Genomic DNA, 13,523 nt, shown 5'->3' on the forward strand with positions numbered 1-13,523 from the left:
GGTTTGATCCTTTGCGTGTGCCGCGTTACTCGCCGTAGGGAATCCAGATTGTTTTGACTTCGGTTGCCTGCGCCCTCCAGGTGGCCGATGGCCAGCTTCGGTGTGTGCCATTGTTGACCCAAGTGCGTTTGAGGGTGACGGCAGACCTGGCCTCGATCACCTTGGAGACGTCGCTGGTGGAGAACGACCACACCGCGTCGATATTGGCGTGGGCCGCCATGTGGGGTGCGAGGTCGCCGTGGGCACCGGTGAGGATGTTCACGACGCCTGGCGGAACGTCTGACGTTTCAAGAATTTGGTAGAAGTCAGTGGCGGCCAACGGAAAGGGGTGAGAGGCGACCGCAGTGAGGCGGTTGCCCATCGCCAAGGCTGGCGCCAAAGGTTCAATCAGGCCCATGAGGGGGCGTGTGTCATCGGTCAGCACGCCGATGGATCCGATGGGTTCGTTCATGGCCAAGGCCACGCCACGGATCGGCACGCCTTTGGCGGCACCGTCGTGTTTGTCGGCCCATGCGGCCCAGGTGAAGAGGTGGTCGATTGCGGTCTCAACCTCTGCCTTGCCGTTGCGGCCGCCGGTGAGGGCGTTGATGCGGGTTGCGAATTCATCCGCGCGGGCGCTCAGGTTTTCGCCGATGTAGTAGAGGATTTGGGCGCGCAGGTGGCCGCTGGTTTTGGACCAGCCTTTTGCGGCGGCCATGGCCTCTGCGGCGTTGCGCAGATCTTTGCGGTTGGCGATGCTGGCATGGCCCAGCAATTGGCCGGATTTGTTGAAAACGGGCTGGCTGTAGCCCCCATCTGGGCGGGCCTGTTTGCCCCCGATATAAAGCTTTGCGGTGCGATCAAGCGGATCGGCGGGCGTGCCATCGTCACTGGTGAAGGTAACGGGTGTCTTGAGTGGCGTCGGCTTGCCGCGTGGTTTGGTGTAGCCCTGCAGACCTTCCCAGCCGCCTTCGCGGCCAAAGCCGCTTTCGCGTACGCCACCGAACCCCGCTGCGGCATCCATCATGTTGGTGCCGTTGATCCAGACAATTCCGCTGACAAGTTTCGGGGCGATGTCCAATGCAAGATTGATGTTTTCGGACCAGACGGACGCGGCAAGGCCATAGCGGGTGTTGTTGGCAACCTCGACTGCTTCTGCAGGGGTACGGAAGGTAGTGGCGACCAAGACGGGGCCGAAGATTTCCTCCTGCATCAACGTGTCAGACGGGGCGAGGCCGGTAATGAGGGTGGGCGGGTAAAAGCACCCGTCAGGCGCGCCGCATTGATAGGTGTCGCCTGCGGTGTTCTGCGCGACCATGCTGCTGATCCGGTCCAGTTGCGACGGGTCGACGATGGCGCCCACGTCGATGCATTTGTCCAGCGGGTCGCCCATACGCAGAGCGTCCATGTGCGCCTTGAGCTTTGCATAGAACGTCTCGGCGATGCCTTCTTGCACCAACAAACGTGATCCCGCACAGCACACTTGGCCGCCGTTGAACCAGATGGCGTCAACAAGGCCTTCGACGGCTGAATCGATGTCCGCGTCCTCAAACACGATGTAGGGGGATTTTCCGCCCAATTCGAGGCTGAGGGCCTTGCCGGTTCCTGCGGTTTGTTCGCGGATCAGGCGGCCCACGGCAGTGGATCCGGTGAAGGCAATTTTGTCCACGTTTGCGTTCACAAGTGCGGCGCCGGTTTCGCCGTCGCCAGTGACGATGTTGACGACACCGGGGGGCACGCCGGCTTGGGTGCAGATCTCGGCAAAGATCATCGCGGTCATGGGGGTGTATTCAGCGGGCTTCAGGACGACGGTGTTGCCCATGGCCAAGGCGGGCGCGATTTTCCATGCCAGCATCAGCAGGGGGAAGTTCCACGGAATGATCTGGCCACACACGCCAAGGGGTTCGACGTCGGGCATCTCGTCGTCCATCAGTTGGGCAAAGCCCGCGTGATGATAGAAGTGACGGATCGCCAAGGGCACATCAATGTCACGCGCCTCGCGGATGGGTTTTCCGGTGTCCAGGGTTTCCATCACCGCCAGAAGACGCGCATTCTTTTGCATCAGACGCGCGATGGCATAAAGAACGCGGGCCCGCGTTTTGCCGTTCTTTGCCCATTTCGTTTGGGCCTTGCGGGCAGCAGTCACGGCCTTTTCCACCTCAGCTTCGGTGCCTTTGGTGACACCAGCCAGCCGTTCGCCTGTGGCAGGGTTTGTCGTGTCAAAATCCGCGCGCATCGCATCCCATGTGCCACCGATGAAATGGCCCGCGATGCCGCCGCGGGCCTCGATCCACGCGCGTGCATCCGACGCATCCTCAGGGGCGGGGCCGTAGTCCATGGTGTCGAAAATGTCCTTAACGGTCATGGGGTGCGGTCCTTCTTCATCTGACCAAAAAAACTCAAATCCACAGGCTATCCAATCGCGTGACGCCAGCCGGCGGAATAGCCACCGGTGACATGGTGTTCCAGCTGACGTTCGATATCGCCCAGCAGGGAAGACGCGCCGAACCGGAACAGATCAGGCTGCAACCAACGGTCGCCCAGTTCATCCTTTATCATGCTTAGATACACCAGCGCGTCCTTGGCTTTGCTGATGCCGCCTGCGGGTTTATAGCCGACGCGCAGGCCCGTGCGCATGTAATAGTCGCGGATGGCCCTGATCATGGTCAGGGTCACGGGCAAGGTTGCGTTGACGCTTTCTTTGCCGGTTGAGGTTTTGATAAAGTCCGCCCCTGCCATCATGCACACCAGCGATGCGCGGGCGACATTCCGGAGCGAACCAAGCTCCCCCGTGGCGAGGATCGCCTTGACGTGGGCTGTGCCACAGGTCCGGCGCATTTCGGCCATTTCGTCATACAGCGCCTGCCAGTTGCCCTGCAGGACGTGGCGGCGCGTGATGACGATGTCGATTTCTTCGGCGCCTGCGGCAACACTTTCGCCGATCTCTGCGATGCGCAAATGAAAGGGCGACAGACCCGCCGGAAAACCGGTGGAGACAGCGGCGACGGGGATGGACGTGCCGCGCAGCGCATCGACAGCGGTGGGCACCATGTCGTGATAGACGCAGATTGCCCCCGTTGTCAGGCCTTCCATCCCAAGGGTTTGGAGCAAATCGGCGCGCACCGGTTGGCGCGCCTTGGCGCACAGGCGGCGCACGCGGCCCTCGGTGTCGTCCCCGCTCAGCGTTGTCAGATCCATCAGGCTAATCGCCTTGCACAGCCATGCGGCTTGGTGGTCTTTTTTGACGGACCGACGTCCGGGCAAGGTCACCGCGCGCCGTTCAATGGCCGAAGTGTTGGCCTGCACAGACCGGACCCAAGACAGATCCAATGGCATGCCATCATTGCGCGGTTCTTGGACCTGCGGCAGGTGGGTTTGAGTGGGGGTTGTCGTCTGCATCATAGGCGTCCGGTTTGGTAAGGCATCAACCTGTCACGGGGCCAAACGGTTGGCAAGCGGTGACGCCGCGGTCAGCCGCGGGGTTGCACCAGATCGCGCTGGCGCGCGGTGCGATATTTTTGCGGCGTTTCGCCGAAGGCCGCAAGAAAGGTTTTGTGAAAATGCGACAGGTTCGGCAGGCCGCAGCTGTCTGCGATGTCTGAGATGCTGTCAGCGGTTCCGGTCAGACAGCGCGCGGCATGGGCCATGCGTTGCGCGTTGATGTATTCCACAGGTGTCTGCCCCGTGTAACGGCGCATGGTGCGCGACACATGGGGGTGGGCCCGTCCGCACAGTGCCACAAATCCGGCGGCCCCTTGACGAAAGACCGCCGGATCGCGGGCGGCGGACAACGCGTGGATCAACCAATCGGGCGCGCCTTGGTGCAGGCCGTCTGGCGCGCGATCAAGGGCCGTCAAAAGTGGAAGTAAGAACGCTTCAAGATACAGCTTGTCACGGGGGCTGCGTTCCAGTTTCAGGGCTGCCGTATTCAGGTCCGCCAGTTGCCGAATGTCACGGTGTGTCACGGCGGGCGTCGCCCCGCCCGCCCAGAAGGCAAGTCCCGTCAAATCCTCATGTCTGTTGCCGATGGCCCGGATGACGCCGGGACGGATGGCAAGGGACACCACGATTGCAGCATCCCCTTTGCCCTGAATGGCGTGGGGCTGATCTGGCGCGATGAACACCAGATCACCTTCGGTCAAATCCCTTTTCAACCCGGACATATGCAGACGCACCGTCCCGTTTTGAACCCAGAGCATTTCGTGAAAGTCCTGGGTGTGCAGCCCGCGGGGACGGCGGGTGTCCAAATCCGCGCGGATCAGCAAGAACGCCTCATCGGAGGCAAAGATTTGGGCGGCGGTCAGGGTCTGCACTGTCTCCATGTGACCGTTCATAGCATGGTCATTTGATGCCACGGAACCGTAAAAGCCGCAGGTTTTGGTGTGACAAGCCGCGTGCAACGGGGTAATGCGCCTATGACACCACAAAGAGGTTAACAAGATGTCCTTCGACCGTTCGATCAAGATTGCGCCGTCTATTCTATCCGCTGATTTTGCGGCACTCGGGGCGGAAATTCATGCGGTTGAGGCACAGGGGGCGGATTGGATCCATGTGGATCCGATGGACGGTCATTTCGTGCCGAACCTGACGATCGGGCCCAACGTCGTGGCAGCGATCCGGCCTCATGTGAAAACGTTTATGGACGTGCACCTGATGATTTCTCCGGCCGATCCCTACATTGGCGATTTCGCCAAGGCGGGCAGTGATTTGATCACTGTGCATGCCGAGGCCGGGCCGCATTTGCACCGGTCGCTGCAATCCGTGCGGGCCGAAGGGTGCAAGGCCGGGGTGGCGCTGAACATGACAACCCCGTTGGACCATGTGTCTGATATTCTTGATGATATCGACATGATCCTGATCATGACGATCAACCCCGGCTTTGGTGGACAAAAGTTCACGCACGCCATGGTCGACAAAGTGGCGCGGTGTCGCGCGATGGTGGGAGACAGGCCCATTCACATTCAGGTGGACGGCGGAATTGACCCCAACACAGCCCCCCTTGTGGCATCGGCGGGGGCCGATGTGCTGGTCGCGGGATCGGCTGTGTTCCGGGGTGGATCCGTGGACGCGCCGCAGGTCTACGGTGACAACATCCGCGCCATTCGAGAGGCGGCTGAAGGGGCGCTGTAACCTCTGCACATAATCTGCACAGATGTGCAGGACGCCCTGCATAGGCCCTGTATAGACGGTATGGCAAGCGTATGGCTTGCGTATGGTTCGCGTATGGCACCAGACTGGCAGGGGATCCCTTTATGACCAAAACATTAATGCATCACGTCCCGGCATCCCTGATCTGGGATGCGTGGTGGCTGGACCACGACAACCGCCCGTTTCCACCGCAACGCTTGGACTGTAAGGTGGTAAAGAAGGGGGCCACGCCATGAGCAGCACAATCCTGATTGTCGATGATGACGCGGACATTCGTGACGTGGTGCGCATCGCACTGGGGCAGGCAGGGTTTCAGACGGAAGACGCGGGCGACGGCGCCGCAGGCTTGGCCGCGACCCAGCGCATCAAGCCTGATCTGGTGGTGCTGGACATCGGCCTGCCTGAGATGGACGGGCTTGAGGTGTGCCGCCGCATTCGGGCCACGTCCGAAGTCCCGATTTTGTTTCTGACCGCCCAAGGCGACGAGGTTGACCGCATCATCGGGTTGGAAATGGGCGCTGATGATTATCTGGCCAAGCCATTTTCGCCCCGCGAATTGGTGGCCCGTGTGAAGGCTATTTTGCGGCGCGGTGGCACGGTGGCCGCAGCGGCGGACAGTGTACTGCGTCATGGTGTGTTGGAGGTTGATCCGGCGCGTCACCTGTGTCGCGTGTCGGGTGAGGTCGTGACCTTGACCGCGCGGGAGATGGACCTGCTGGTGAAGTTGATCACGCGGCCTGATCAGGTGCATCCGCGCCCTGATCTGGTGGATGCAATTTATGGCACCAACGTGCATGTCAGCGACCGGACGATGGACAGCCATCTGCGCAATCTGCGCGCCAAACTGGGGGCTGCTGGCTGTGCAGATGCGATTGAAACCATGCACGGCATCGGGATCCGGATGGGTCCGTGTTCGGCCGGTGGATCAGATGCGGGCTGCGGGGCCTCTGCGTGATGCGGATTGCCGCGAAATGGCGTCCGCCGCTGTGGATGGTGTTGGGCGGCACCTTGGCGGTGGTGTTGTGTTTGCCCATCGTGGGCATTTTCTTTGTGCGCTACATGTGGCCGATGATCGGCTACCGAGAGGCGGTTTGGGTCGCGGGTTTTGGTGTTTTGGGCACCACGTTCGTCTTGGGTTGGATGCTGTGGCGGATTTTATTGCGTCCGATCACGGCGCTGCGGGACCGAGCGGCGTCGGTGCGGCGCGGGGACCGCGCAGCGGTGGCGCCGTTGGATCATTACGGCACGTCGGACATGGAGGGGTTGGGACAGTCGGTGCTGGATATGGGCCGCGCGTTGCAAAGCCGCGAGGCTGTGTTGCGCGGCTATGCGGACCACGTGACCCATGAGTTGAAATCGCCCCTGACGGTGGTGCGGGGCGCCGCGGAATTGCTGGCGCTGCCGGATTTGCCCGACCCCGAACGCGCCCGTTTGATCGCGCGGGTTGAGGCCGCAGCCGACCGGATGACGGCCCTTTTGGACGCGCAGCGGACCCTTGCGCAGGCGCAAGAACCCGCAGCGGGCGGCGTGGTGCGTTTGTCGGATGTTGCGACAGATGTTGAGGTTGAGGCAGACGGCGATGTGCCCTTGCCCGAGGCCGCATTGCGTCTGGTTCTGGACCACCTGGTGGGCAATGCCCGCGCCCATGGGGCAACTCAGGTCACTGTCGGGTTCCGCGATATCCTATGGGTCGAAGACAACGGAACCGGCATTTCAGACGGCAACCGCACGCGTATTTTTGAGCCGTTCTTTACCACACGCCGCGAAGCGGGCGGCACGGGCATGGGCCTCGCCATTGTCCGCCGTGTGTTGGATGCCCATGGTGCGGAGATTGCACTCGCGCCGTCGTCGGAGGGCGCACGTTTTGAGGTCCGTTTCTAACGGTGCTCTTGTCCCATGCCCTTTTTGGTCAGGAAGGACGGCAGTTTGTTCGGCTCTGCTTGGGCGGGGTTCTGAGTGGGCGCGGAGTCAGCTGCGGCGCCCATCGCCTTGATGCCAGCCACCCCGCTTTCGCCCAAGGGCACTGTCGCAAACGGGCCGCCGAGGCACAGTTGCGCCGGATCGGATGGATCGGAGGCAGGGGCATTTGCCATCAGCGCATCGACCCAGTTCTCGGCGTTGTCTTTGGGGTGGTAGCCCAAAAAGGCGGCTTTGGCATTGTTGACTGGCGCACGGTCATTGTTGGACAGACCCCAGATGCAGGTGAAGCCAGTGGTCGTGGCCTTGACCGCACAATCCACCAAATGGCGCAGATCGTCGTAGCTGAGCCAGGTGCGCAGGGCGCGGGGGTTCTGAGGCTCTTCTGTGCAGGAGAAAATGCGCAAATGCACCGATTCCATCCCCCGTTTTGTCCAGTAAAGTTTGCCTAGATCTTCGGTGAAACACTTGGCCAAACCGTAGAAGGTGTCTGGCGCGTGATCCACATCCAGATCCGCACCGGCGGCGTTTTCAACCATGCCGACTGCGTGCACTGAGGAGGCGTAGATGACGCGTTTGACACCGTGGCGATGGCCGGCCTCCCACACGTTGTAGGAGCTGAGGTAGTTGGGCCCCAAGAGGTCCTCGAAGGGGCGTTCATCAGGGATTGAGGCGAAGTGGACGGCGATGTCCGCGCCCTCCATCAAGGGCAGCACCGCGTCGAGGCTGGCGCAGTCCGCTTGCACAAAGGTTTCATTGGGCAGCAGCGTGTCCGGCGCGTCGGCGATGTCCATACTCAGCAGGGTGTCCGCACGGGCGGCGAGGGTTTCGCGGATCTGCATGCCAAGGGCGCCGCAGGCCCCTGTGAGGACGATTTTGCGGTAGAGTTTTGACATGGCGCGGCCTTTTTTCTGCGTTCGGGCAGAGGGTGGTCTGCCTGCGCGTGCGGGTCAAGGGCAGGCGGGGTGCCGGATGTCAAAAGATGCGCGGATTTTTGCGTCTTGGTCGGCGGACAGGTAGCGCGGGCAGTGGTCGCGCAGGATTTGGTCGACGCGGGCCTTGGCGCGGTCATAGGCGGTCAGCGCGCCGTTTTCGGCCCAGGTGCGCGGGTCGTCGCGGTCTGCCAGGGACGGGTAATGATAATCGCGTTCCATGGCGGCGTGGGTTTGGGCGTCGCCTAGAAAATGCCCATCGCGCAGGATGGCCGCGACGGTGGCTTCGTAGCCCAGCGTGTCGTCGCTGACTTCGATGCCACGCAAGGCCCGATAGGTGAGGCTGTGCATTTCATCGTCCAGCACGAAGGCCTCGAAGGATGCGCCAAGCAGGGACGCGGTCATGCCGCTGGATTCGTAAATGAGGTTGCCCCCTGCGAGGGCTGCGGCCAGAGACGTCAGCGCCTTTTCAGTGCCGTACTGCGCGTCGATTGCCTTGGCGTCGGTCATCGAGGAGGCCACGCCAGAGGGCAGGCCGAGCCAGTTGATCAGCTGCGCTGAGGCCGCGTTGAGGACGGCGGTTTCCCCGCTGCCGCCCGCGAAGGACCCGGTGCGCAGATCAACGACCAGCGGCCAGTTGGAAAACACCATCGGGTGGCCAGGTTTGATGATGTTGACCATCGTCAGGGAGGCCAGGGTTTCGGCCAGCGACATGGCAAGGAAACCCGCCAGCGTTGCGGGGCCCGTGGCGCCCGCCTGTGCTGCGGTGATGCAGCTGACGGGGATGTTGTGCGCGAGGCATTCATAGGTCACGTCGACCGCGTCTTCGCCAAACCGCATGGGGCTGATGACGGGGCTGATGTGAGCTTTGACGAACGGGGTTTTGTCGAACTGGCCGTCTGAGGCGAGGTTGAACAGGTCAACAAGTGGGGCCACGTGGTCTGCCAGTGTAAACGCCGTGGCGACCGGTTTTGTGGTGTTCGCCATGAGCGCGTAGGCGGTGTTCACATCAAGCGCCCATTCGCTGTCCATATCACCCGCAATGCAACACCGCGTGAACCACGCCACGTTGTCCAGCGCGTCTTGCAGGCGCGTGAAATCGTGCAGGTCGGCCAGTGTAGACGGGCGGTAGAGGCCGGTGTCGCGGTCCAGTGTGTTGACCGCCGCGCCACCGGTGCCGAAGTAAACGCGGGACCCGCCGACCTCGATCGTGCGGTCAAGATCCCGCCCGTAGAGGGGGAATGTTTTCGGCGCGCGATCGATGCAGTCTTCGACTAGGGTGCGCGGCAGGACGATGCGGTCGCCTTTGTCTGTGGCCCCAGCGGTCACAAGGTCATCGCGCAAACGATCGGGGACTTCCCCCATGCCAAGATCAGACAGAAGGCGCAGGGCCGTGTCGTAGATTTGTTTGCATTCGGCGTTTGTCAGTGGGCGGTATTGCCCGCCGATCTGACCGGGGGCTGCGGGGTTGATGCGCGGCGGGGCGGCCGCTTTGGCATGGCGGGCCTTGCGGCCGGAACGGGTTGGGCGTGTCATGGCCGTAGCGTCGACGGCTGAGGGGCCCGGCGCAAGTCTGCTGGACAGTCTGCGGAAAAACCGAAATTATGATTAGATTATGGAGAATGCTGATCCCCCCTTTACGTTTCGCGCCGCACAGGTGTTTGTCGCCGCTGTTGAGGCGCAATCCGTCACGCGGGCGGCCCATCGGTTGGGCATGGCGGCCAGTTCCGTGTCACAGCAACTGTCCACGTTGGAGGCCGCGCTGGGCGCAAAGCTGATTGAGCGATCCGCGCGGCAGTTTCGATTGACCCGCGCGGGAGAGGTCTTTTTGCCCGCCGCGAAAGCGTTGTTGGATGACGTGTCAGCGGTGAAGGCGCAGTTGGTCATGGCTGATCAGGCGCCGCCAATGGCGGTCCACGTCGCATCGATTGAGGAGTTGGATGCGACGGTTTGTGCGCCGTGGTTGTTGCGGCTGAAAGTGAGGTTTCCGAACATTTCGGTCACTTTGTCCAGTGGGGCCAGCCATGAAAACCATGACGCATTAAGCAGTCGTGCGGTGGATTTGATGATGGCCGTCGACACGGTGGCAGAGGTTGATTGGGTTGAACAGCACCCCATTTTGCGTGACCCGTTCGTGTTGGTGACAGCCCCGGGTCTTGCGCCCGAAGCGATCTTGTCGCGGCCCTTTGTGCGGTATGCGGGTGATTTGCAGATCGGACGGCAGATTGAGGCGCAGTTGCGTCGGTCGGGGGTGTCGCCGCCGCGCGGGTTTGAGTTTTCGACCAATCAGGCGTTGTTTGCCATGACGTCAGAGTTGGGCGGTTGGGCTGTGACGACGGCTTTGGCCTTTCTTGGCACGCCTTTGGCGGGGAACCTGGTGCGGGCACATCCCCTTCCGGTGCCCGCATTTTCGCGACGTCTGGCGTTGCATGCGCGGGCGGGCGCGCTTGGCGGATTGCCCGCACAGATGGCGGGCGACATGCGGGCCTGCCTTGGGGACCGGATTCTGCAGGACGCTCAGACCCGATTGCCGTTTTTGGGTGACGGGCTTCAAGTGCTTCGGTAATTCCGAATTAAAGATTTTGCGTATGGTCCAAGGATTGATCGACGCCCCCTGATCTGCTGACCTCTCCCTGTTGCAGAGCCGGAGGATTGCCCCATGAAAACCCAGACCAGAGCCGTTGTCATTGGCGGGGGCATTGCGGGATGTTCGACGCTGTATCACCTGACGCAAGAAGGCTGGAGCGATGTTGTGCTTGTGGAGCGTGATGAGCTGACGTCTGGCACCACGTGGCATTCGGCGGCGCAGGTGACAAACTTTGGCATGAACCAGACGATGGTTGGTCTGAAATCCCACTCGATCAAGCTGTATCAGGACTTGCGCGACGATCCGGATTATCCTGTGCAGTACAATCATGGTGATGGCGGTATCCGGCTTGCGAACACAGAGGCCCAGATGGAGGGGTATCGCCACTTTGCATCCATGGCGCGGGGCATGGATGTTGAGTTCGAGGTGATCGACGCCGAAGAATGCGCGCGCAGGCATCCGCTGATTTCCACCGACAATCTGGTGGGGGGGCTGTGGGATGGCAATGACGGCGACATTGATCCCGCGTCCCTCTGTCAGGCATTGGCGCGGCGGGCGCGCAAGGCGGGGGCGGAGGTCTACCGCCAGACCGAAGTCACCGGCCTGACCCAGCATCGTGACGACACCTGGACCGTTCATACCAACAAGGGCGACATCGACTGTGAGGTCGTGGTCAACGCCTGCGGCTACCGCGTCAATGAGGTGGGCGCGATGATGGGCGTGCACCACCCTGTGATGTCGATGGAACACCAGTATTTCGTGACCGAAGACATTCAGGGCATCATCGACGCAGGCCACCGGATGCCGCTGCTGCGCTGTCCCATTAGCGACTATTATTGCCGTCAGGAAAAGCAGGGCCTGTTGTTGGGGTTCTATGAACAGGATTGCCGGACGTGGGGCATGGACGGCATTGACCCGAAGTTCACCAATGATCTGTGCCCTGACGATCTGGATCGGATCACGGACGTGTTGGAGGGGGCTTTTGAGCGGATGCCCGCGTTGATGGAGGTGGGCATCAAGAACGTCGTCAATGGGCCGATTACCTACACGATTGACGGCGCGCCGCTGGTCGGCCCCATCCCTGGCAAGCGCAATGCCTATTGCTGCATCGGTTTGCGGGCTGGCCTCGGTGAGGGCGGCGGACATGGCTGGCTGTTGGCGCAGCAGATTGTTCATGGAGAGGCTTGCTATGACACTTGGGTCATCGACCCGCGCCGGTTTACAGGCCACACCAATGTTGAGCTGACGGCGCTGAAGGCGATTGAGGATTATCAGAACGAATTCCGGTTCCATTTCCCCAACGAACATCGCCCTGCGGGACGTGGGGCAAAGACGACGCCGCTGACCCCCATTCTGGCCGCAGAGGGGGCTGAGTTTACGGTGGTGAATGGTTGGGAGCGGGTGGAGTTTATGAAACCTTCGCCTGATTTTCATGTGACTCACAGTTTCAAGTTTGATGAGGCGTTTGATCTGGTGCGTGATGAGGTCATGGCCGTTCAGAACGCCGTCGGCATCGCCGAGGTCAATGGTTTCAACCGGATCGAGATCACGGGTGCGGACCGACACGCGTTTCTGGATCGAGTGATCTGCGGACGGGTGACGAAGACGCCCGGCCGCGTGGGGCTGGGGTATTTGCTGAACGATCATGGCTGCGTAAAGGCAGAGGCTACGGTGGCCAATCTTCCTGCGTCCGATCGCGGCCCGGACCGCGTTTGGTACGGATCGGCGGCGGCGTCGGAATTTCACGATATGGATTGGTTGCGCGCCCATGTGGCGGACGGCGAAGATGTCCAGCTGCGGTCGTTGACCAACGATCAGACGATTTTGGTCGTGGCGGGGCCGAAAGCGCGGGATGTCATGGCCGCGGTGAGCCGTGGCGATTGGTCAGCGGAGGCCTTTCCATGGCTTAGCGTGCGAGAATGTTTCGTGGGCTTTGCCCCCTCGACGGTCATGGGCGTCAGTTTTTCAGGCGAGTTGGCGTATGAGGTCCACGTGCCCAATGCGTCCCTGTTTGCGGCCTGGACGGCGCTGCGCGCGGCGGGTACGGCGCATGACATGCGCGTGTTCGGCGCGCGCGCGATTGAGGCGATGCGGATGGAAAAAGGGTTCCTGCATTGGAAATCCGACATCATCACCGAATTTGATCCGTTCGAGACAGGGCTGGACCGGTTTGTATCCATGAATAAGGACTTCGTGGGCAAAGCCGCGTTGGAGGCCCGCGTGGCCAAGGGCAAGACTGCGCAGTTGGTCACTTTGGTCTTGGACAGCACCGATGCGCCCGCCCATGGCGGGGCGTCGGTGATGATGGGCGATACGCATGTTGGCACGGTCACATCCGGCGATTGGGGCCACCGCGTCAGGCAGAACCTGGCCTACGCCTTTGTGGGGCCGGACCACGCGGCGATTGGGGCCGCGTTTGAGGTGGATGTTTTGGGCACACGGGTGCCGGCACGCGTGATCCCCGCGGGCCCTTACGATCCGGACTATGCGCGCATTCGCAGTTGACTTACGCAGGGTGCACCAAAGCGTGAAGGACGCTGCGACCGAGCTGCTCAAAGCTATGTTTCACCTGACCGAGGGGATGATCACCCTTGATGGAAATGCTTCGGGGCCGTTGCTAAAGGCGAAACCTGCGTGGGTTGGCGACCGTGTTGGTGCGCCTGCTGGGTCTTTCACAATGAGCGATATGTCGTCAGTGAAGGTGTATAGGCGTTGTCGGGGTTGGCGATGTCCGTGCACCGGATCTGATCCGGTTCGGGTTCACGCGACTTGATTCGGATGAGGTTGAGGTGATCGCGGCGGTGGTTGTCTTTGCAGACGTGATGGACAACTGGCTGTGGGATAATGCCGCCTACAAGACACGATCGCGCGTGACATGAGAGGGGCAACAAAATTCCGGAATTTTGTTCGCCTCCGGCGGGAGTTTTTCTGGTCAGGTGAAGGGGCGGCGGGTTACAGTT

10 protein-coding genes are annotated in these 13,523 nt (G+C 61.5%); 5 read left to right on the forward strand and 5 right to left on the reverse strand.

Annotation, left to right across the window (positions count from 1 at the left end; all coding sequences use genetic code 11):
- Positions 1-25: 25 nt before the first annotated feature.
- The 3 genes from PSJ8397_RS14665 to PSJ8397_RS14675 all read right to left on the reverse strand — a co-directional run bounded on the left by PSJ8397_RS14665 (position 26) and on the right by PSJ8397_RS14675 (position 4,313).
- Positions 26-2,344 carry an aldehyde dehydrogenase family protein gene (locus PSJ8397_RS14665; protein WP_085865369.1) on the reverse strand — a complete coding sequence of 773 codons (2,319 nt, stop codon included), beginning with the start codon at positions 2,342-2,344 and terminating at the stop codon, positions 26-28.
- A 47-nt stretch (positions 2,345-2,391) separates the two neighbouring features.
- Positions 2,392-3,378, reverse strand: coding sequence for a deoxyribose-phosphate aldolase (gene deoC, locus PSJ8397_RS14670; RefSeq protein ID WP_085865418.1), 987 nt, complete (start codon positions 3,376-3,378; stop codon positions 2,392-2,394).
- 71 nt (positions 3,379-3,449) lie between these two features.
- Positions 3,450-4,313: an AraC family transcriptional regulator gene (locus PSJ8397_RS14675; RefSeq protein WP_235000779.1), complete on the reverse strand. Its 864-nt coding sequence runs from the start codon at positions 4,311-4,313 to the stop codon at positions 3,450-3,452.
- Between the two features lie 106 nt (positions 4,314-4,419).
- Between PSJ8397_RS14675 and rpe the strand changes: the two genes are divergently transcribed.
- From rpe to PSJ8397_RS14690, 3 genes are all read left to right on the forward strand, one after another.
- A complete protein-coding gene (gene rpe, locus PSJ8397_RS14680) occupies positions 4,420-5,109 on the forward strand; it encodes a ribulose-phosphate 3-epimerase (RefSeq protein WP_085865370.1) in 690 nt (229 codons plus the stop codon).
- Between the two features lie 250 nt (positions 5,110-5,359).
- Positions 5,360-6,082, forward strand: a complete 723-nt coding sequence (locus PSJ8397_RS14685; RefSeq protein ID WP_085865371.1) for a response regulator transcription factor — start codon at positions 5,360-5,362, stop codon at positions 6,080-6,082.
- Complete coding sequence (locus PSJ8397_RS14690) at positions 6,082-7,008, forward strand: sensor histidine kinase (protein ID WP_085865372.1); 927 nt, start codon at positions 6,082-6,084, stop codon at positions 7,006-7,008. Before PSJ8397_RS14685 ends, PSJ8397_RS14690 begins: the two co-directional genes overlap by 1 nt.
- Here PSJ8397_RS14690 and PSJ8397_RS14695 read toward each other — a convergent pair.
- Entirely contained in the window at positions 7,005-7,940 is a 936-nt protein-coding gene (locus PSJ8397_RS14695; RefSeq protein WP_085865373.1) for an NAD-dependent epimerase/dehydratase family protein, read from the reverse strand. The genes PSJ8397_RS14690 and PSJ8397_RS14695 overlap by 4 nt on opposite strands.
- 54 nt (positions 7,941-7,994) lie before the next feature.
- Entirely contained in the window at positions 7,995-9,512 is a 1,518-nt protein-coding gene (locus PSJ8397_RS14700) for a trimethylamine methyltransferase family protein (RefSeq protein WP_085865374.1), read from the reverse strand.
- 79 nt (positions 9,513-9,591) lie between these two features.
- On the opposite strand from PSJ8397_RS14700, the gene PSJ8397_RS14705 reads away from it, so the two are divergent.
- Together PSJ8397_RS14705 and PSJ8397_RS14710 are read left to right on the forward strand one after the other, a co-directional pair.
- Complete coding sequence (locus tag PSJ8397_RS14705) at positions 9,592-10,542, forward strand: LysR family transcriptional regulator (RefSeq protein ID WP_085865375.1); 951 nt, start codon at positions 9,592-9,594, stop codon at positions 10,540-10,542.
- A gap of 93 nt (positions 10,543-10,635) precedes the next feature.
- Positions 10,636-13,068, forward strand: coding sequence for a GcvT family protein (locus PSJ8397_RS14710; protein ID WP_085865376.1), 2,433 nt, complete (start codon positions 10,636-10,638; stop codon positions 13,066-13,068).
- The last annotated feature ends 455 nt before the right edge of the window (positions 13,069-13,523 follow it).

The sequence above is a fragment of the Pseudooctadecabacter jejudonensis genome (assembly GCF_900172275.1).
GTDB lineage: Bacteria > Pseudomonadota > Alphaproteobacteria > Rhodobacterales > Rhodobacteraceae > Octadecabacter > Octadecabacter jejudonensis.

Excerpts from the sequence above, each read along its gene's own strand:
- PSJ8397_RS14665 (WP_085865369.1), bottom strand. The coding sequence starts at position 2,344 with ATGACCGTTAAGGACATTTTCGACACCATGGACTACGGCCCCGCCCCT.
- deoC (WP_085865418.1), bottom strand. The coding sequence starts at position 3,378 with ATGCAGACGACAACCCCCACTCAAACCCACCTGCCGCAGGTCCAAGAA.
- PSJ8397_RS14675 (WP_235000779.1), bottom strand. The coding sequence starts at position 4,313 with ATGAACGGTCACATGGAGACAGTGCAGACCCTGACCGCCGCCCAAATC.
- rpe (WP_085865370.1), top strand. The coding sequence starts at position 4,420 with ATGTCCTTCGACCGTTCGATCAAGATTGCGCCGTCTATTCTATCCGCT.
- PSJ8397_RS14685 (WP_085865371.1), top strand. The coding sequence starts at position 5,360 with ATGAGCAGCACAATCCTGATTGTCGATGATGACGCGGACATTCGTGAC.
- PSJ8397_RS14690 (WP_085865372.1), top strand. The coding sequence starts at position 6,082 with ATGCGGATTGCCGCGAAATGGCGTCCGCCGCTGTGGATGGTGTTGGGC.
- PSJ8397_RS14695 (WP_085865373.1), bottom strand. The coding sequence starts at position 7,940 with ATGTCAAAACTCTACCGCAAAATCGTCCTCACAGGGGCCTGCGGCGCC.
- PSJ8397_RS14700 (WP_085865374.1), bottom strand. The coding sequence starts at position 9,512 with ATGACACGCCCAACCCGTTCCGGCCGCAAGGCCCGCCATGCCAAAGCG.
- PSJ8397_RS14705 (WP_085865375.1), top strand. The coding sequence starts at position 9,592 with ATGGAGAATGCTGATCCCCCCTTTACGTTTCGCGCCGCACAGGTGTTT.
- PSJ8397_RS14710 (WP_085865376.1), top strand. The coding sequence starts at position 10,636 with ATGAAAACCCAGACCAGAGCCGTTGTCATTGGCGGGGGCATTGCGGGA.